Raw genomic sequence first — 18348 nt, forward strand, 5'->3', positions numbered from 1 at the left:
TCCAGTTTTAAGGCTTTTTGTAGTTTCTCTATTTGCTGAGAAGTTAAATGATTTTTTGCTGGCATTATTCCTTTTTTTTACTTAATTCAGCTTTCTATTATACACAATTTAAATGCTGAACAGCTTATACCCCATTAAAATAGAAATAAATTGTTAAGTTATTTACACACAAGCTAAGAATGATATCTCTTTAGAAGAAATTATTACAAAGAGCGATCGCTCATAACTGCTCCGAGCGTCAGCACATACTAAAAAGTAAACAGTAGCTGACATTTTCATACTGTTGGAATAGGCGATCGCTAATTAGCAGGACACAAACCACAAAGCAGGCAAGCTGTGTGCCAAACCACTGAACAACGCATCGTCCATAATGGTAAGCATAGCAGCATAATGCTGTGTAACTTAGCTACAAGGAGCAAAAAATATGTTGCTGGAGTTAAAACGTATCTATGTACCGCCAGGACAAAGGGTGTTATTGCAAGATGTCACTTGGCAAGAATTAGAAACAATTATTGAAGAGTTAGGCGAACATCGTGCAGCGCGAATTGCTTATGATCAGGGAATATTAGAAATTATGGCTCCATTGCCAGAACATGAAGACAATAAAGAAATTATCAGTGATTTAGTCAAAGCACTTTTAGAAGAGCTAGATATTGAATTTAGATGTCTGGGTTCTACTACCTTCAAAAATGAATTTATGGCTCAAGGTATAGAACCCGACCAATGTTTTTATATTAAAAATGAAGCTGCAATTCGTGGTAAAAAGCGGATAGATTTAACAGTTGATCCGCCTCCTGACTTGGCTTTGGAAATTGATATTACTTCCCGTACCCATCCTGATATTTATCAGGCTTTAAAAGTGCCAGAGTTGTGGCGTTTTGAAAAAGGCACATTGAAAATTAACGTTTTACAAGATGGGAATTATGTAGAGTCTAAATCAAGTTTAAGTTTTCCCGATTTACCATTGATTGAACTGATTCCTCAATATCTGGAACAAAGTAAAATCTTAGGTAGAAATGCAACACTGAAGGCGTTTCGGAGTTGGATAAGAGAATATTTATCTAAGTAGCGATCGCTATTTTTAGATAACAGGACTGACGCACAAAGATTGTAGGCTACTCTAAAGCCTGGATTTTTCATTTCTTGGCGTTACGCTCTGTTTCTTGAACAGACAATTTAGAGCGATCGCTATCCCACACAGTTAGCAATTTTATTTTTCTGAATTGGAATTTTCTCTTTTTTCCCTGACATCACGTAACTTTTGGATGAGTTGACGATCAGGTTCTTGGGAAGAAGATAATTGATTCCTATTAGTTCTAGATGTCGATGGTGTTGGCTGAATTTTATCAGTTGCTGGTGTAATCAATGGTTTAGCTGTCGCCACTGGATTAGGTTGTAGCTGGCTGCTATTACCTGCGGGAATGATTATTGGTTGAGTACCTGTTGCTGGTTGAGTTGTGACTGATGGTGTCTGCTGTGAACCATCTCCAGCCGTTTTGCTACTGTCTTGGAAACGTAGGTTAAATGGATAACGGCTAATTGTTTTCTCACCCTTTAAAGATTTGGCATTAAAATATTGTCTGGCTTTTAATTGCAGTGCTGGAGAAAGCAATTTATCTTGGAATTTGATATCCAATACTTTGCCCTCAGGATCTACTACTAAAACCCCTAAGACTGTACCTTCCACTCCTGCTTTACTCACAGCAACTGTATCCCGAATCACTGGTTTTTCTTCTGAATTAGGGTATTGCTGTTGGAGTGCTTTTCGCAGTTCTTCGTAAGACTGAACTTGGGCTATTAGTGTTTGATTGGGAGCTTTTGTCGGTAAGCTGGGTGTGTTGATTGGCTTTAAATTGGGGAGACTTGCTGTTGATGTTGTATTATCCCCAGTCTTGGGTGTTTGATTGATAACATTTCCTGAAGTTACACTGGGAGTAACTGCCACATTATTCTCAGGCTGTACAGGTTGGGGAGTAACTTTGTTATTGGCCGTTGTCACATTTGAGCTATATGCCGGATTTGGAGTTGGACTATTGAGAATTTCCGACGGTAGTGGTGCTGGGGGTAAATCTGGTAATTTGTCTACTGGAAGCGGTTGCGATTTTTCTGGAATGACTGGCTTGTCATCAAAATTAGGAATTGCAGCAGTAAATTTTTGGTTCCCAGCTTTAAAACCGGAGTCAAAGCGATAACTTTGTCTAGGAAACTGTATAGACTGCCTAGTAGGTAATGAAGAAATACGGTAGTTATTAGAAGTGGTCGGTAGGGATGGTACTACCGACTGTGTATACCCAGATGGTGGTAGCGGAGGAACGACAGTTGTTTGTCCACCCAAGTTAGGCGGAAGTGTTTGTGGTTGAAGTGCTAGTTGCTGTTGCGACAATGTTGGTAGTTGTGGTTGCACAGCAAATTGAGATGTACCTGGAGTTTGAGGTAAACGATTTTGATCAGCTTGGCTTAACTCCAAAATACCCACTGATTTTGATGATGCTGCATCTTTGGGTTTATTGGGATCTACCGGCATTAATGGCACAATCAGTGCAATGGCACCATGAATCCCAATTGAAGCTAAAGCAGCGATTCCAGTTGGCTGGCTTAAAATTTCAGGTATATTTTTTAGCAGGGAGACGTAAGACATAGCTGTTATCGTTCACTCGGCTCAGTTACAGTTTATTCGCAAATCAATATTATCTTGGTGGTACAAAATGCGCCCTTCTAAAGAAAATCACTTTTTGGGTAAAATTCAAAACGACAAAACTTCGATTTTTTGTCACGGTTCAATTTTTTAATGACGCAATTTTATCTTTTTTGGTTGCAGTTGCAGATCAGAATGTTAATTAAATAGTTATCACTTCACTAATTTCTATCTTGCGTCTAGATTTACGCAGTCCAAACTGACAATTACAGTAGTTGTCCGTGAAAACCCACGCATCAGTCTAGAGATATATCAATCTAAAATCTACCCGACTCAACTAGCAAGATAAATGTTATTTAGTCAGTTGAGATTTGTCAGTAGACAGTTAGTTAATTGTATGCAAAAAATTGCATCCAGATGACATGGTATCACATCAGTTAGTTTTTAATTGTAGTTAGGTTTGCTGTTTTGCTAATAGATGGGGATTCCTAATTACTGATATTTTAGTGACATCATATCTAACTATAAAATTTGGATTTGAATGAGCAAATGCCGTTACCTACAGTTATTGTCCCTGGATATTTAGAAAGTGCGATCGCCTACCTCAACTTAGAAACTGCCCTCACACAGTTGGGGTTTCCCACAGTTACAGTACCATTAAGACGGCGTGATTGGCTCCCGACTGTTGGCGGTAGGCCTGTGACACCAATTTTGCAAAAGCTTGACCTGACTGTTAAACAAATATTGCAGGAATATCAGTCTCAGCAAGTCAACCTAATTGGACATTCAGCTGGCGGCTGGATTTCCCGGATTTATTTAGGAGAAAAACCGTATACTCCCCGCCATCAAACTAATCCATCAATTTGGAATGCCCATTCTTTAGTAGCCTCCCTCATCACTTTAGGTACACCTCATATCAGCCAAGAACGCTGGACTCGTTGGAATTTAGACTTTGTAACCAACAACTATCCCGGTGCATTTTACAAAAATGTCCGTTATGTCTGTGTGGCTGGCAAAACTATTTTTGGCGCAAGACGGCCTGGTAGCTGGTTAGCTTACAGCAGTTACCAATTAACCTGTGGTCAAGGTAATACCTGGGGAGATGGTATCACCCCCATTGCTGCTGCTCATCTGGCAGGAGCTGAAAATCTCATCATTGAAGGTGTAAGACACTCACCCAGAAGTCCGGGAATTTGGTACGGTTCCCCAGAAGCACTCCAGACTTGGGTAAAATATTTGCTTTAAAAATACATATATCTTTAATAAAGACAAAAAATATTTATATTAATTATGTAAAATGTAATAAAAATATATATTTTTAAAAATCAGGAGGGGTGAACCATGCAAAGCACCCAGTTCGAGAGAATTTTGCGACGACTTGCAACGGTATTATCAGTCGTAATTCTGACCCTGTGCTTGATTTACACTACCACTGGCGTTTTGCTGTCTTTTTATTACGAACCGACAGCTGGTGGTGCTTACAATTCTTTGAAAATGATTAACACTCAAGTGCCTTATGGCTGGCTGTTTTACCGAACCCACGAAATCGCAGGTAACGGTTTAATTGCGATCGCCTTGGTGCAGATTGTCGTCATGTTTTTAGGGCGACAATTTAGCCAGAGTTGGCTAGTTGCTTGGGTAAGCGGGATTTTATTAACCTTAAGTGCGATCGGACTAGATTGGACAGCCATGCTCCTCGACTGGACACAAGAAGGATACTGGCGGTTCAGCATCGAATTGGGAACCATCGAAGCCATTCCTCTGATTGGGGAGCAATTGCGAAATATCTTAACTGGCGGTGGCGCGATTAACACCCTCACAGTTGAACATATTTACACCATCCACAGTTACATAGTGGCGGCGGCTACCTTAATTTTGGCTGTGGTACATTTACTGGCTCTTGTCTGGCAAGAACAGCAAACTTATACAGCAGAAGTTTTAAATCAACTTCCTGAAACTTCGCTAGTAGAAAGTTGAGCCAACGTTGGTACAGCAACTTCTTCTAATTCTGGTAACTTTTCTACAGCCAATGGTGTAGATTGGCTCGCACCAGATAAGCGTTTTAACAAATTTGGTCTGGGGTCGTGCAGTAAATAGATAATGCGATCGCCTATTTCCCAATCGTGATTAGCTGGCATAACTTGGAGACGCTCTTCTCGTTCTAAGAGTAGCGGTAGCAACACCCCAGTCCGAATTTTTTCTTGGATGCGTTCTTGTTGACTGTCAACATCTGCTGCATCCAAAGTAATTGTCCCTAACTTCACACGCCCGTCATTTAGGTATTCATTCCAAGTCTTAATTGTTAATTCACTGACAAAAGCCTGACTCACCGTCTTTTGATTTCCGCCATTACTAGCTTGAGGATCACGCGGAAATACAGCTAACACTCGTGGAGGATTAAATTCTTCCGCCGCCCGTTGCGCCAGCACAAAATTTACCTCCCCGTTACTTGTCACTGCTAAAAAAGTCCCCATCGAAGCCAATCCAGCTTCTTCCAAAACTCCCGTATCTAGGGCGCTACTAGCAATCACACGAATATTCTGCTCGGCGGCTTTTTCGCAGCGTTCCGGGTCGGTGTCAATCATCACCACAGACTCTTCTCGTTCTTGAAAGAAGCGAGCAATTAACAAACTCAAAGGATTACAACCAACAATCACCACTCCAGTCGCATCTTTAGAGGTGATTTGTAATAACTGGGCAATTCCGCCAGCCGTTAACCCCTGGCAAACCACAGTCATAATAATAGTCAAAAATACTAAAGCTTTTATTGCATCTCCACCATTGATGCCATGCTGTGTTAGTAAAATTGCGAACAAAGAAGCCACTGAAGCCGAAACAATTCCTCTCGGAGCTACCCAGCTTAAAAATAATTTCTGTCGCCAGTTGAGGTTACTGTTCCACGTACAAGCCAGGATATTAATCGGCCGTACCACAAACATCAGTACTAAAACCGTTAAAACACTACCCCAACCCAAAGCAAACACACTGGCAATAGATAAATCAGCCGCTAACAAAATAAACAACACAGACACGCTGAGAATCGTTAACTGACCTTTAAAGCTGCGTAATAGTCGTTCTTCTGGTACAGAAGAATTGGCAAACACCGCACCTGCAACAACCGTTGTCATCACACCCGATTCACTGCGAATTGTCTGAGCTAGGGAAAACAGACCCCACAGTATTGCCAAAACTACCAGGTTTTTCAACTCAAACGACAGCAAACTAGCACGTTTGAAAACCCAACTCATCAGGTAGCCACCAACTGCACCAATTGCTGCACCTACCCCTAAACGCATTAATAGACCCACAATCGCATTCACTGGGTCAGCATCACCATTCACAATCGTATCTAAGACAACGAAAGCCAGAATCGCACCTACGGGGTCAATTAAAACCCCTTCACCTTCTAATAGAGTTGCTACCTGTCGATCTACATTTATTTGTTTGAGTAACGGCCCAACCACAGTCGGCCCCGTAACCACGACTATAGAAGCATAAAGAAAAGCGATATTCCAAGGAAATTCCCCCAGCCAATGAGCTGCCATACTACCGCCTAGGAGGGTAATTAGTGTTCCTAGGGTGACGAGCAATTGCAGGCTGACGGAAACCCTGCCTAACTCTCGTAAATCTAAATTCAGTCCACCTTCAAAGAGAATGATTGCCGTTGCTAAGGAAACAATTACTTCTAATCCTGTACCTAGCAAATGCGGGTGCAACAATCCCAGACCATCAGAGCCGAGAATAATACCCAAAAAGAGCAATAGCACAATACTTGGTACACGCAAGTATGCAGCTATCACTTGGGCGCTAATACCTGCGACAACAGCGATCACCATTTGTAGGGTGATTTCAAGAGATGCTTCCATGTTGTGGATTTTGAGCGACTGATTTCAAAATCTCTTGTAAAGAAGTGTAAAAACTACTTCTCCAGAGTACCGCATTAGATTCTTTGTACCTGATTAACTTTTGATTTCGTTTCATACTTGGTTGTTTACGATACTCTATTGTCCTCTAGTTCCCAGAAAAGTGGTAGTTCATGGCTAACAGTCATTTGTCTTCAATTAATTTTCCTCTGCACCCTGCCCCTTTTCCTCTTTTTGACATCCCTGCCGCTTGCTTCTGCATCTGAGTTTCTTTGCAACAAAAATTGTTTTTTTGCAAAAGCTGTTGACATCATTGAAAAAATTAGTTAATTTATAAAAGGTTTGATTGCGATGCCCCCATCGTCTAGAGGCCTAGGACACCTCCCTTTCACGGAGGCGACGGGGATTCGAATTCCCCTGGGGGTACTTTACCAGCAAGGCAGCATCAAACTAAAGTTACAGTCGAAAGTCTTATGCCCCCATCGTCTAGAGGCCTAGGACACCTCCCTTTCACGGAGGCGACGGGGATTCGAATTCCCCTGGGGGTATTTTAAACAAATTCATTATTTATTAAAAGGTCAAGTTTGCCTGTTTAAGACGAGTTGCATCAGGAAAACTTGACACGTAGCTAGACCAATTGTTCTACACGTTGGTAGATGGCTAAAAGATTTAGCTGTAAATCCTTACTCAGCCGACGTTCTATAATAGTCACTGGCATAGTTAATTTGGGCCAGACTTGGATGGTGTAGCAAAGGTTTGTTCCCACAGTTCCATCCAGGGAAATGGGTTCTAGGCTCCAAGTACCAGAAAAGCCTTTGAAATCTCCCTCAACCATCGAAAAACTAATTTCTTTGGGAAAATGTTCTTCTAAGTCTAAAACGACACGGGCGCAAAAGTTGAAATTCAATAAACGCTGAGAACCTACTTGCTCCAGTCGAATACCACCGTTAGGATGCTCTAGTAAACGACTTTTAGCAAGATTAGGGATGAAATCAACTAAGGCTTCGTAATCTGTCAGTACTTGCCATATACGTTCCACAGGATGAGGAATGTGGATGTTGGCAGAAATTTGTCGTTGTCGCTCCGCTATTTTCTCGATTTGGACAACTACAGGGGGCAAATTAGCTGTATCAACAGCCAAATTGTCTTCTAGGCTAGTGTCATCAATAGGGGCGGTAAAATCAAGGTTAGCTGTGAGGTTTTGTTGTTCAGTCACGGTCAGAATTTATAACTCGCTTTCGTCCGAAAATTGTGGCAGTGTGAGAGTAAAACAAACTTGGCTTTGTTCAGAATCGGGGATGGGAGTACTTTCAACGGCGATCGCTCCATTTAAATGCTGTACTAAAGATTTAACTAAAGCAAGCCCTAAACCCGTTCCCGGAGTCCATCTTCCACCTTTACCACGACGGAACCGATCAAAGATGTAGGTTGCTTCTTCTTCAGAAATTCCCCGTCCTGTATTAGTCACTTTAATAATAACTTGATCAATTAATTGTTCAACTTGGTGATATGCTTGCACATTAATCACCGTTTCCGGCTCCGAATATGTACAGGCATTCGTGAATAATTCTTGCAAGATACGATTAAAACTTTCTAATTCTGTCTGTATTTTTAAGGAATCCTGGGGTAAATCTAGATTTATAGTTAAAGCTTTAGCTGATAGTTTTGAGTTCAGATTATTTGTCAATGCTTGAACTCTGGTATTTAAATCTATGGTTTCAAACTGGGGACGTTCTTGCTTAGACTCTAATTTCTGGAGTGTCAACAAATCGTTAATTAAGTTAATTTCTTTCGTACATTCTTGCTCTAGAATATCCATGTATCTGGCTTGACGCTCTGGTTGAATTCCCGGCAAGCGCAAGTTTTTGATGGACATTTGCATGTTTGTCAGTGGATACCGCAGGCGATCGCTCATGTTACTCAAAAATTCATCTTTGAGATGATTGAGTTCCCGTAGCTGATCAACATATTGTCGTGTTTTTTCGTGCAATTTTGCTTGCAGTTCTAGGCTACTTTGGAGTTTAGCTGTGCGCTCATCTACCAAAGTCTGTACTTGCCGCAATGTTTGTGATTGAATAATGGCATTGCTCATTTGAGCGCAGACCATTTCCACCAAATTTAATTCGGAAGCTTGCCAACTACGGGCTGTTTTTTGTTGTAGGACAATAAATCCTAGAACTTTGCCTTGATTTTCTAATGGCACTAACAGCAAAGACGGTAAGAGTTCTACCGAAAACAACGAAGCAACCGTTACCATATCTTGGAAGTCTGTATAGTCCTCAATCACTACGGCTTTGCCTGAGTCTGTGAACACTCTTTGGCACAAACCACATTCAGAAATCAGAAATGACTGCGGCTCTACATCTGATTTATTAGTGGTGTAAGTAGGTGTATTCCGGTTCCACTCTGCAACTACATTGGCCTTGGCTTTGGGAATTTGTTTCTTGTTTTGAGTTCTAAATAAAGGATCTTTATATTTCAGCAAGATCAGCAAACCTCGGTCTGCCTGTAAAGATTCGGCTGTTGAGGAAATTGCTAACTGGAGCATTTGATTTAGCTCCAAATTACTCCGACTTAATATAGTTAATTGTTTGATTAAGCTTTGATGTTGTTCGCTTTTTTGCAAATGCTGTTGTTGCGAAGCGATTAAGTGGATTTGAGCGACTTGAGAAAAAGCGATCGCACAAGCTGACTCAACAAAATTTAACAGTTGTTTTTCTGACTCACTCCAATCATATTGTTGGAATTTAATCAGGCTAATAACCCCATTGATTTGTCCGGCAAATCTCGTAGGAATTGCCAAAACTGATCTAATTGGTAATTGGAGATGTTGTCCTCCCACTACCAGACTATCTTGGATAGTCGAAATATCCTCAATAGTGAAGGGTTCTGCTGCACATTGAACTACAGGCGAGTCCATTAACAAATGTTCTGTGGAAAATAATTGGCCGTGCCTTAACCCGGCTAAATACTCGTCAGAACACCAATTGGCAGCAATTGATTCACTGGCTGCTGTACTGGGAGATACTGTGACTAAACAACAGCAATCGACTTTGAAGGCATTGCCTAGTAATCTGGCAATTTCTTGCAGCATCAATGTCGTTGCTGAGTTATTGGCGATGATGTGATTAATTTTTTGTACCAACTGAAGAGTTGGTTCTTTCTGATGCTGCATCAGCTTGAGTGGGTATGATTGTAGTCTGTCTAGGTCATCTGGACACTGTGGCGGCAATGATAAACTTTTTTTCATTCCTGGCACGCTTTTGGATAATGACCTCATATCGTATGCACCCAATGTCTTGGCATATTATTTTCATTTAAGTTATGTCTCTGCACCCTAGTTAGTGGCAAGTCTTTTATCAAGAGTTTCTCTCACCTGTTATAGCCCCTTTCTTTGGCAGATGAATAAGTAACTGGTATATTAAACTAATTTATACATGGGTATATAAAAATCTCTAAAATATATTAAGGTGCTGCTTACAGAGGATTTGGGGCTTTGACGCAGACCTAAGCTACTAGACTTTGGCCTAGGATAGCTTGTCGGTAACTATACATAAACCGTAATTTCTCTGGAATTAAGATAAAAACTCTCAAAACAATTACCGCATTAATACCGAATAATATATTAATTTTAGTAATATTTGTTGCCAAATATTTTTCTTGTGCTAAGTACATTTCTGTGGCTTTGCAAAAAATTAAATTCTATTATGACAGAACCTCGGAAAAAACTTCGTGAGTGCTTTTGTCCCTCTCTAAAAGGTTTGTAGATGGTAATATCAATTTCTTGAGTATATTGATTATGTGGTGATAAAGCTTGTCATTTACTGTATCAAGTGTCATCACATACCTGTGACTAAAACTCCAGTTTGCTTTTGAGTTTGGCTGCTGTGTTGGCAGCTTAACAAATATATATAAATATTTTAAATAAAAAATATTGATTGAGTGCTGCCCCTAAAGATGGAAAGCAGCTTAGTTACCGAGATGAATGACCAAGCTGCTTTCCCATGAATAAACAACTATCCAGCTAAACTTTCGACACTGAGAGGAACCATATCCCCATTCCGAGTGAGTCCTAATAACATAGGCTGTTGAGGTTGAATTAATTGACCCGTGAGTACACAACGTTCTTCCTGCTGGGCGGTGGCGGCTATACTAGCTCGAATGTCGGCTCGTGAAAATCGCGGCTTCCACTCACCGGATTTTTGCTGGACATAATTCCAGAGAATATCGCGGATTAAGGCTTGATAGCCTTGATTGCCAGCTATTTCTTTAAGTTTGTCTTTGAGTTCTCGTTCTAGGCGAATGCTAGTAACTTCCATGTCGGTTGTTGGGGTGCGAGTAATTGTGTGCATGACTTTTTCTCCTTAAAGGTATGGACAGGATAGTAATACAAGTGTAGTATGTTTAAAGGAATGTTCAATAGGTGAAATTTTCTGTGAAATCCATTTACCCCATCTCTACTTCTTTGTGTGCTACCAACTGCCGATTTAGTTGGGAATCAGCCGCTATGGAAGTGGAGTATTTATTTATGGGCGATGGTAGCCATATTCATTGGCTAATCACAGAGGGGAATTATGATTTTAGATATCTCGGCATAGATGTGCTGAATGCAAAACCACAACTGAAAAAAATAAGCGGGAGGTACAGACAAGAGAATGCTGTACCGATATAACACCAGAGAAGTTTTTGGTAAATTTCTAACCCCCGCTTCACTTAAACCAGAAGCGGGGGTTTTTTAATAAGGAGTGAAGCTGTGACGATCGCAATGCAAGTGTTAGAGCAATCCGTAGTGGTATTTTCGCAAAATTACTTGCCTCTGTGTCGCGTAAATATCAAGCGAGCGATTGTGCTGTTAGTGACAAACAAAGCAGAACCACTGGATTTTGCTACTGAAGGCGGATGGCGAGTTCATTCACCCAGTCTAGTAATTGACGTACCAAAACACATTCGTTTGAAAATTGGCTCTAATGAACGGACATGGAAAGTACCACCAGTAAATCGGCGAGAAGTTTTGCGGCGAGACCATCACACTTGTCAATATTGCGGTAGCAGCAAACGTCTGACCTTAGATCATGTCATCCCCCGATCCAAAGGTGGCTTACATACCTGGGATAACGTAGTCACAGCTTGTGAAAGATGTAACTCCCATAAAGGCGATCGCACCTTGTCTGAGACTGGAATGCGGCTACGGAAAACACCAAAAGCACCCATTCACCCCGCGATCGCTTTTGCAGAACAATTTTGGACAAATGTGCAAGCAAACCTGGAATAGCAGGAGAGCATAAGGAATGCTGAAATTAACTTACACCGAAAGGAGCTTTTGTTTAGAGTGTATTCCTCAGTCACTAGAGGAGTGGGTAGCACAGCGCGTAATTTTCGCTATGCGAGTTGGACAAAATTTGTGTGTTGAACCCAGTACTGCTTCCTTTTTGCTACCTGTTGATCTGCCAGGGGTAGAAGCACTTAAGGCGGAGGTGAAACGAGATGATCGGGAAGTCATCGCCTTGTGTGTCTGCGATAGCGAATATGTGGAAGTCACCCTGCGCGGTTCTTGGCTATCGAATGGTGCTGAAGATTCTGTGGGTGTGTTCATCACCACAATGAGCGATCGCACTGAGTTCTTTCTGCAAAAACTGTGGCAAGAAGCTCAAGCTTGTGAATCGGTGAAGTATGAAGTATGAAGTGTGAAATTTCATACTTCTACTTTCCACTTTTTTCTAGCAGTTCTGGTATTGTCACGAATCGGTAGCCTTGCTGTTTCAGCCCGGTGATGATTTGTGGCAATGCTTCTACTGTTCTATGGCGATCGCCACCACCATCGTGCATTAAAACAATAGCTCCTGGTTTTGCGCCTTTCAATACATTATTGACAAATGCTTGGGGTTTAGCACGGGGGTCTGTGTCGGCAGAAGTCAAAGACCACATAACTACAGAATATTTCTGGCTTTTGGCGTAAGCCGCTAATCCATTATTTAAAAAGCCCCCAGGAGGACGAAACAAGGTTGTTTTGACCCCTGTTGTTTTGTAAATCAAGTCAGAGGTGCGGTCAATTTCCTTTTTGGCTGTGGCTGCATCCATATTTTTATACCAGTGATGCCAAGTATGGTTGCCGATGGCGTGTCCTTCAGCTACAACTCGCTTGGCAATTTCAGGATTGGCTTGTAAAGCACTCCCCACCCAAAAGAATGTCACCTTGACGTTATTTGCTTTGAATATATCCAGCATTTGTAAGGTTGTTTTTGGCCAGGGGCCATCATCAACCGTCAAGGCAATAACTTTCTCTTGATTACTAGGCTCTACTTTATATAAGGTTTTTCCTTGAAATTTTGCCGGAACCTCGAAATTAAGGTTTTCTGGCTGAGTTGATGGCTGTGAATTACCATCTCTTGGGTTGGTGACTGGTTGATCTGGCGCTTGTGCTGCATGAACTTTGTTCATTGGTTGGGTATTTTCCAATTTTGCAGACGTGCTACAGCTTGTTACACAAAAGGCGATCGCTACACAACCAAATATTCTGTATAACTTCAGGTCTTTTTTTTTCACATTAGGCTCCTAAAAATATTCAGCCCATCATAAGCTTGTAGTTTTACTTTTTAGAGAGGTTAATAAATCAAAAGCCAAGCAATATAAGGGTTTTCAGCAATTTTCAAAAATTTTTCCTCAACCCCTTGACATTCTTTGTAGTATTTATGTAGTATTTATGTAGTGAGGCGAAAGACAAAGCCTCCAAACGGTAAAAGTCATGTTCTACACAAACATACAGAACAGGCACTGGAATCAACGAAAGTTGCCAGTCAAGCAAGCCTCTCTCACTTCTAAACAACCAGAAGTAGAGGATATCAAAGCCAAAAATTCTCAATTGGCTCAAGCGAAAACCGCCGAATACATCAGTAATACACAAAAGGTTTATTACTTAGAGCGTCGGTTATTTGGTTAAAAGTTTTTTCTCAAGCAAAGTAATTTTTCCGAACCTTGAAAACTGAATAAGGAATGGGCAAGTTCATCAAAAATCGTCTGTGCCTATGAGCCTAAACATTAGGCACAGATACCACACATGGGGGTATAGCTCAAATGGTGAGAGCGATCGCCTGTCGAGCGATAGGTTGCGAGTTCAAGTCTCGTTACTCCCGTGTAGCCTTGTGGACGACTAGATAAGTCGCTGCGCCTCTCAAGCACAGAGAAGCGGGTGCAACTCCCGTCAAGGCTCCCAAACGGCTGAGTAGCCAAGTGGTTGAAGGCATTGGTCTGCAAAACCGACATCGTGAGTTCAAATCTCACCTCAGCCTTTGGTACGTTGCAGTGTAGCTTAAGAAAATATTATATTAATATTTTCTTAAGCTACAAAAAATGCCTGTTTGTCAAAACTGCAATCAAAAATTCCCAACCTGGATAAAAATTGATGGTAAATCTAGAAATCTTTCAACTCGAAAATACTGTCTAGAATGTACGCCATTTAAATCTTTTAACAGACTCAATCTCTCACAAGTACGGGAAGGTTGTTCAGTTTGTCAAAAACAACTGACTGGTTCACAGAGGAAATATTGTTCAATACAGTGTAAACATATAGCTCTCAATTACCAAAAACAGAAAGCTAAAGGCTTGGAAAGGAAAAAATTGCTAGTTACACAAAAAGGAGGATGTTGTTCTATATGTGGATACAACAAGAACTTAGCGGCAATGCACTTTCATCACCTTGATCCAGGGTTGAAAGAATTCAAGTTAAGTCTTAGAGAATTGGGGAATCATAGTGAGGCAAAGATAAACGCAGAACTTAAAAAATGTATTTTAGTTTGTAGCAATTGTCATGCAGAGATTCATCATCCTCAACTTACTTTGAATTAGTTGCTAAAACTTTGGCAGTTAGAGCAATGCCTTACCATAATTTATGTTAGTAATTTTGTGTAAAAGGAAGTTATAAGTCTTTACTGCTAATGCAGGGATGGTGTAACGGCAACACCTCGTGACTCCAAATCCGATGTTCTAGGTTCAAATCCTAGTCCCTGCGTTCTACTTTTGCCCCCGTGGACGAACGGTTAAGTCACTGCTCTTTCAAAGCGGAGATTGCGGGTTCAAATCCCGTCGGGGGAATTATGGGTCGATGGCCGAGTCTGGTTAAAGGCGACAGTCTGTAAAACTGTTCTATTTTGTTCGCAGGTTCAAATCCTGCTCGACCCACTGTGGAGAGGTGGCTGAGTGGCTAAAAGCATCCTCCTGCTAAGAGGAAACGGGTAGTTAATACCCGTCGAGGGTTCAAATCCCTCTCTCTCCGCCTGAAAAGTGCTGAGTGCTGAGAAAAACACTAGCCCTAGCCCCTAGTCTCTAATCTCTAGCCTCTAGTCCCTAACCCCTATTGAGAGTGTGGTGTAACTGGATAACATCTCAGTCTACGAAACTGAAGACGTGGGGGTTCAAATCCCTCCGCTCTCGTTACATAGGAGAGGTGGTGGAGTGGCTGATTCAAGTTGAATTAAACCAGTCCACGGGGTAATTACCCATCTCTCCTTCTTATCCCCTGGTAGCTCAGTTGGTAGTAGCGCCTGTCTGAAGAACAGGAGGTCGTCGGTTCGATTCCGACCTGGGGGGCTGCGTTGCCTCGTAGCTCAGTGGTAGTAGCGATCGCCTGTTAAGCGAAAGGTCGCAGGTTCGATACCTGCCGAGGCAGCCATTCATTGCCGGGTGGACGAATTGGAAAGTCGCATCGCTCTGAACGATGAGGTTGCAGGTTCAAACCCTGCCCTGGCAATAAAGCCCTGTGGTGTAATTGGCAACATCCCGCCCTTTGAAGGCGAAGATTCCAGGTTCGACCCCTGGCAGGGCTGCCAAATTTTGCTCTTGTAGCCCAATTGGAAGAGGCTGCCGTCTCAAAAACGGTATGTTGTGGGTTCAAATCCCACCAAGAGTACCAAAACTGGCTCCTGTAGCCCAACTGGAAGAGGCGGCAGACTTAAAATCTGTTAATTGTGTGGGTTCAACTCCCACCAGGAGTACCAACGGGATGTGGCGCAACTTGGTAGCGCGGCAGCTTTGGGAGCTGAAGGTTGCAGGTTCAAATCCTGCCATCCCGATATGCCCCTGTGACGGAACGGCATACGTGCTGGAATCAGAGTCCAGATTTTACAGCTACCCTTCGGGAAGCCGCTTCGCGTCTACAAATCCTGTCAGGGGTACTAAGCTCCCGTGGCGGAACGGAAGACGCACTAGACCGAGGATCTAGTTTTTTGCAGGTTCGACTCCTGTCGGGAGTACCAAAATCAAAGTATGCCCTTGTAGCCCAACCGGAAGAGGCGCTTCGCTTAGAACGAGGAGGTTACTGGTTCAAATCCAGTCAGGGGCATTGGTGAAATGCGGGGATGGAGCAAGAGTGGCTCAGAGGTCTCATAAGCCTCATATCAGCAGGTGCAACTCCTGCCCCCGTCACCAAATAAGGCAAAAGTAAAAATTTAAAAGGCAAAAGTCAAGAAAAAGACAATCTTTTTACTTTTTCACAAGTGCTGGTGTAGCTCAATTGGCAGAGCAACTGACTTGTAATCAGTAGGTTGCAGGTTCAACTCCTGTCACCAGCTCCAGAATGAAGTGCGATCGTGGTGTAACGGCAGCATCAGAGTCTTCCAAACTCACGGTACGAGTTCGAGTCTCGTCGATCGCTTGCGTAGTCCTGTAGTTCAAAGGTAGAGCAATTGCCTTACAAGCAATAAGTTGCGGGTTCAAATCCTGCCAGGACTACCAATTATTGGGAGTGTAGCTCAATTGAAGAGAGCATCGAGCTTCTAACTCGAAGGTTGTAGGTTTGAGTCCTACCACTCTCGCCTGAATAAGTCAAAAGTAAAAAGTTAAAAGGCAAAAGAAGAATTTAACTTTTACTTTTTACTTTACACTTTTTACTTTTTTGATGGGGTCATAGCTCAAATGGCTAGAGCGCCTGCCTTGCAAGCAGGAGGTTATGGGTTCAATTCCCATTGATTCCATTGATGGTGTCTGAAGCCAAAGCGGTCGAGGCGCTGGTTTGTGGAACCAGTCATAGCGGGTTCAAGCCCCGTCGGACACCCCTGAATGGAAGATGCCGCTAAATGGTTGGCAACCGGTCTTGAAAACCGGGGTGGGGTAACACCCAGGAGTTCGATTCTTCCATCTTCCGCCTTCCACCTGAAGCCGAAAAGTGAGGCGCTGTGCTGATAACACAGTTATAGGAGGGGCAGTACCTCCCTGGTGGATTTTACTTCCCACTCCTTATTCCTGGGTGGTTGGCATAGCGGCTGTGCAACGGGCTTTTAATCCGTCATAGAGAGGTTCGACTCCTCTACCACCCATTTTCAAAACTAACTTCTATAAGAGAGAGTCTATGTGCTGCTGTACTTTCTGTAAGAGTGGCTGAGACTCGATTTGCTGAGATAATTCATGGGCATTTTGGTAGCAAGATAGGGCTTTTCTTTTGCGTTTTGTTGAGGCGTACAAACTGCCCATATTTAGTAAAGTCGAAATTTCTCCCAAGCGATCGCCTAATTTTTGATAAATTGCGATCGCTTGTTTATAAAATTTCATCGCCTGCCAGTTATTACCCAAAACACTGTAGGTATAACCAATATTATTTAAGGTTGTGGCTTCACCAGAAATATCTTTCAGGGCGCGACGCGATAAAAGTACTTGATAGTAAATTAGCAGTGCTTGTTTAGGTTGCCCTAAATCACTGTAAACAGAAGCAAGATTATTCATTGTGGTTGCTTCACCCACCAAATTTTTCACGGCTCGTTGAATAGAAAGTGCTTCCTGCAAATATTCTAGAGCTTGCCCATGTTTGCCTAAAACACTGTAAGCAAACCCAAGACCATTTAATGTTGCTGCTTCACCAGAAAAATCGCCTATAAATCGCCGCATTGAGAGAATTTGGTGTTGTAGCAACAGTGCGCGTTTTGGTTCTCCCAATTTAGTGTAAATTAGTGCCACATCATTGAGCGTGGAAATTTCACCTTGAGTATCTTGCAATCTTCTAAAGATATCTAAGGCTTGATCTAAATATTTCAATGCTTGCGAAAACTTTCCCAGACGGCTGTAAGTAGAACCAAGATTACTGAGTGCGGTGGCTTCGGCGCTGGCGTTACCTATCTCTTGAGCAACCAAAAGCGCCTGCTCAAAACACTCTAATGCTTTTTGAGGCTGCCAGCAACCAAGGTGAGCTAAACCGAGGTCGTTTAACGTGTAACCCTCTTTGGCTCGATCAGAAATTGCTCTAGCTAATTCTAGATTTTTTGTTGCCAAAGCAAGTGATTCTTGAAGTTTCCCTTCCTGGTAGTAGCGGGTTGCTTGATCTCGACGTTGTTTCCACTCTTGGACTGGATTGATTGATTGCGTCATTTGACCTCAGTTACACCAAAGAAAAATTAGGCAGACTGACTTTGAGCCAACATCCCTAAGACATAAATTTGCTTAGGTTGCCCAAAATAATGTTAAACCTTATTTTCTACCTTGAGATATAGGATGTAAATAGTAAATTGTGTTATGTTTTTCTACTAAACTAACTAATTGCTACGAATTTATAAGATAATCGGTTATTTTTTATAGCTTATACTTGTAAAGTCATATTCTTAGTAACCGGAGAAGTTGTTTTTGCGAAAATCTGAAAAATTAGGAGATTTTTAGGTAATTTTAAGACGTGTTTCTTTCAGATTTTATGTAAAGTAAATTTTGTATTTTTGTTACGAAATATGACAATTCCAGGCTAAATCAAAGGATTGTTACTAAGCCTTGAAGAGATATAGCATTCCTATTTGATAGATGAACTAAAGAGAATAGAGACAAGGAAAAATGAGGATAAACCATTTAGAATGGCTATATTTACCTAGAGCATAAGATTAA

General features: G+C 41.9%; 14 protein-coding genes and 28 tRNA genes. 35 read left to right on the forward strand and 7 right to left on the reverse strand.

Annotated elements, in window-relative coordinates; all coding sequences use genetic code 11:
- Window positions 1–424: 424 nt before the first annotated feature.
- Window positions 425–1069: a Uma2 family endonuclease gene (locus H6G75_RS21630; RefSeq protein ID WP_062294278.1), complete on the forward strand. Its 645-nt coding sequence runs from the start codon at window positions 425–427 to the stop codon at window positions 1067–1069.
- 141 nt (window positions 1070–1210) lie between these two features.
- On the opposite strand, the gene H6G75_RS21635 is transcribed toward H6G75_RS21630, so the two are convergent.
- A complete protein-coding gene (locus H6G75_RS21635) occupies window positions 1211–2638 on the reverse strand; it encodes a hypothetical protein (RefSeq protein WP_190982078.1) in 1428 nt (475 codons plus the stop codon).
- A 546-nt stretch (window positions 2639–3184) separates the two neighbouring features.
- On the opposite strand from H6G75_RS21635, the gene H6G75_RS21640 reads away from it, so the two are divergent.
- Together H6G75_RS21640 and H6G75_RS21645 are read left to right on the forward strand one after the other, a co-directional pair.
- A complete protein-coding gene (locus H6G75_RS21640) occupies window positions 3185–3880 on the forward strand; it encodes a triacylglycerol lipase (RefSeq protein WP_190982079.1) in 696 nt (231 codons plus the stop codon).
- 96 nt (window positions 3881–3976) lie between these two features.
- A complete protein-coding gene (locus tag H6G75_RS21645; RefSeq protein ID WP_190982080.1) occupies window positions 3977–4612 on the forward strand; it encodes a cytochrome b N-terminal domain-containing protein in 636 nt (211 codons plus the stop codon).
- Here the strand turns inward: H6G75_RS21645 and H6G75_RS21650 are convergent.
- Window positions 4579–6501 carry a sodium:proton antiporter gene (locus H6G75_RS21650; RefSeq protein ID WP_190982081.1) on the reverse strand — a complete coding sequence of 641 codons (1923 nt, stop codon included), beginning with the start codon at window positions 6499–6501 and terminating at the stop codon, window positions 4579–4581. The two genes, H6G75_RS21645 and H6G75_RS21650, sit on opposite strands and share 34 nt — an antisense overlap.
- Before the next feature lie 350 nt (window positions 6502–6851).
- Here H6G75_RS21650 and H6G75_RS21655 point away from each other — a divergent pair.
- Window positions 6852–6924: transfer RNA gene (locus tag H6G75_RS21655), tRNA-Glu, on the forward strand.
- Window positions 6925–6973: 49 nt separating this feature from the next.
- Window positions 6974–7046: transfer RNA gene (locus H6G75_RS21660), tRNA-Glu, on the forward strand.
- An 80-nt stretch (window positions 7047–7126) separates the two neighbouring features.
- Here the strand turns inward: H6G75_RS21660 and H6G75_RS21665 are convergent.
- The 3 genes from H6G75_RS21665 to H6G75_RS21675 all read right to left on the reverse strand — a co-directional run bounded on the left by H6G75_RS21665 (window position 7127) and on the right by H6G75_RS21675 (window position 10850).
- On the reverse strand, window positions 7127–7714 hold the full coding sequence (locus tag H6G75_RS21665; protein ID WP_190982082.1) for an SRPBCC family protein: 588 nt from the start codon (window positions 7712–7714) through the stop codon (window positions 7127–7129).
- Between the two features lie 9 nt (window positions 7715–7723).
- Complete coding sequence (locus H6G75_RS21670; protein ID WP_190982083.1) at window positions 7724–9748, reverse strand: GAF domain-containing sensor histidine kinase; 2025 nt, start codon at window positions 9746–9748, stop codon at window positions 7724–7726.
- A gap of 766 nt (window positions 9749–10514) precedes the next feature.
- Entirely contained in the window at window positions 10515–10850 is a 336-nt protein-coding gene (locus H6G75_RS21675) for a hypothetical protein (RefSeq protein WP_015113795.1), read from the reverse strand.
- Window positions 10851–10921: 71 nt separating this feature from the next.
- On the opposite strand from H6G75_RS21675, the gene H6G75_RS21680 reads away from it, so the two are divergent.
- The 3 genes from H6G75_RS21680 (at window position 10922) to H6G75_RS21690 (ending at window position 12179) form a co-directional block, all read left to right on the forward strand.
- The gene (locus H6G75_RS21680; protein WP_190982084.1) at window positions 10922–11170 is read left to right on the forward strand and encodes a hypothetical protein; all 249 of its coding nucleotides are present in this window, start codon (window positions 10922–10924) and stop codon (window positions 11168–11170) included.
- Window positions 11171–11251: 81 nt separating this feature from the next.
- Window positions 11252–11770 (forward strand): HNH endonuclease, encoded by a 519-nt coding sequence (locus H6G75_RS21685; protein WP_190982085.1) that lies wholly within the window; start codon window positions 11252–11254, stop codon window positions 11768–11770.
- Between the two features lie 16 nt (window positions 11771–11786).
- The gene (locus tag H6G75_RS21690) at window positions 11787–12179 is read left to right on the forward strand and encodes an alr0857 family protein (protein ID WP_190668242.1); all 393 of its coding nucleotides are present in this window, start codon (window positions 11787–11789) and stop codon (window positions 12177–12179) included.
- 19 nt (window positions 12180–12198) lie between these two features.
- Here H6G75_RS21690 and H6G75_RS21695 read toward each other — a convergent pair whose 3' ends face one another.
- Window positions 12199–13041: a polysaccharide deacetylase family protein gene (locus H6G75_RS21695; protein ID WP_190982086.1), complete on the reverse strand. Its 843-nt coding sequence runs from the start codon at window positions 13039–13041 to the stop codon at window positions 12199–12201.
- 244 nt (window positions 13042–13285) lie between these two features.
- Between H6G75_RS21695 and H6G75_RS21700 the strand changes: the two genes are divergently transcribed.
- The 27 genes from H6G75_RS21700 (at window position 13286) to H6G75_RS21830 (ending at window position 16805) form a co-directional block, all read left to right on the forward strand.
- Window positions 13286–13435, forward strand: a complete 150-nt coding sequence (locus tag H6G75_RS21700) for a hypothetical protein (RefSeq protein WP_242051609.1) — start codon at window positions 13286–13288, stop codon at window positions 13433–13435.
- Between the two features lie 119 nt (window positions 13436–13554).
- Window positions 13555–13628, forward strand: a tRNA-Asp gene (locus H6G75_RS21705).
- 3 nt (window positions 13629–13631) lie between these two features.
- Window positions 13632–13708: transfer RNA gene (locus tag H6G75_RS21710), tRNA-Glu, on the forward strand.
- Between the two features lie 3 nt (window positions 13709–13711).
- Window positions 13712–13784, forward strand: a tRNA-Cys gene (locus tag H6G75_RS21715).
- A gap of 647 nt (window positions 13785–14431) precedes the next feature.
- Window positions 14432–14503: transfer RNA gene (locus tag H6G75_RS21720), tRNA-Trp, on the forward strand.
- An 11-nt stretch (window positions 14504–14514) separates the two neighbouring features.
- A tRNA-Glu gene (locus H6G75_RS21725) sits at window positions 14515–14586 on the forward strand.
- 4 nt (window positions 14587–14590) lie between these two features.
- Window positions 14591–14673 (forward strand) — tRNA-Tyr (locus H6G75_RS21730).
- A 4-nt stretch (window positions 14674–14677) separates the two neighbouring features.
- A tRNA-Ser gene (locus tag H6G75_RS21735) sits at window positions 14678–14767 on the forward strand.
- A gap of 83 nt (window positions 14768–14850) precedes the next feature.
- Window positions 14851–14925 (forward strand) — tRNA-Arg (locus H6G75_RS21740).
- Between the two features lie 82 nt (window positions 14926–15007).
- Window positions 15008–15081 (forward strand) — tRNA-Phe (locus H6G75_RS21745).
- 6 nt (window positions 15082–15087) lie between these two features.
- Window positions 15088–15163: transfer RNA gene (locus tag H6G75_RS21750), tRNA-Asn, on the forward strand.
- 5 nt (window positions 15164–15168) lie between these two features.
- Window positions 15169–15241, forward strand: a tRNA-Gln gene (locus H6G75_RS21755).
- 3 nt (window positions 15242–15244) lie between these two features.
- A tRNA-Gln gene (locus H6G75_RS21760) sits at window positions 15245–15320 on the forward strand.
- Window positions 15321–15326: 6 nt separating this feature from the next.
- Window positions 15327–15403 (forward strand) — tRNA-Leu (locus tag H6G75_RS21765).
- A 6-nt stretch (window positions 15404–15409) separates the two neighbouring features.
- Window positions 15410–15488 (forward strand) — tRNA-Leu (locus H6G75_RS21770).
- Window position 15489: 1 nt separating this feature from the next.
- Window positions 15490–15563 (forward strand) — tRNA-Pro (locus tag H6G75_RS21775).
- 106 nt (window positions 15564–15669) lie between these two features.
- Window positions 15670–15746: transfer RNA gene (locus tag H6G75_RS21780), tRNA-Leu, on the forward strand.
- A gap of 12 nt (window positions 15747–15758) precedes the next feature.
- Window positions 15759–15832, forward strand: a tRNA-Leu gene (locus H6G75_RS21785).
- A 10-nt stretch (window positions 15833–15842) separates the two neighbouring features.
- Window positions 15843–15918: transfer RNA gene (locus tag H6G75_RS21790), tRNA-Met, on the forward strand.
- A 70-nt stretch (window positions 15919–15988) separates the two neighbouring features.
- A tRNA-Thr gene (locus tag H6G75_RS21795) sits at window positions 15989–16064 on the forward strand.
- A gap of 9 nt (window positions 16065–16073) precedes the next feature.
- Window positions 16074–16144: transfer RNA gene (locus tag H6G75_RS21800), tRNA-Gly, on the forward strand.
- Window positions 16145–16149: 5 nt separating this feature from the next.
- Window positions 16150–16224 (forward strand) — tRNA-Val (locus tag H6G75_RS21805).
- Window positions 16225–16230: 6 nt separating this feature from the next.
- Window positions 16231–16304, forward strand: a tRNA-Arg gene (locus tag H6G75_RS21810).
- A gap of 85 nt (window positions 16305–16389) precedes the next feature.
- Window positions 16390–16463: transfer RNA gene (locus H6G75_RS21815), tRNA-Ala, on the forward strand.
- Between the two features lie 6 nt (window positions 16464–16469).
- Window positions 16470–16543: transfer RNA gene (locus H6G75_RS21820), tRNA-His, on the forward strand.
- Between the two features lie 7 nt (window positions 16544–16550).
- Window positions 16551–16633: transfer RNA gene (locus tag H6G75_RS21825), tRNA-Ser, on the forward strand.
- 100 nt (window positions 16634–16733) lie between these two features.
- Window positions 16734–16805 (forward strand) — tRNA-Lys (locus H6G75_RS21830).
- 16 nt (window positions 16806–16821) lie between these two features.
- Here H6G75_RS21830 and H6G75_RS21835 read toward each other — a convergent pair.
- Window positions 16822–17847, reverse strand: a complete 1026-nt coding sequence (locus tag H6G75_RS21835) for a tetratricopeptide repeat protein (protein ID WP_190982088.1) — start codon at window positions 17845–17847, stop codon at window positions 16822–16824.
- Between the last annotated feature and the right edge of the window lie 501 nt (window positions 17848–18348).

This window comes from Nostoc sp. FACHB-280 (assembly GCF_014697615.1).
GTDB lineage: Bacteria > Cyanobacteriota > Cyanobacteriia > Cyanobacteriales > Nostocaceae > Nostoc_B.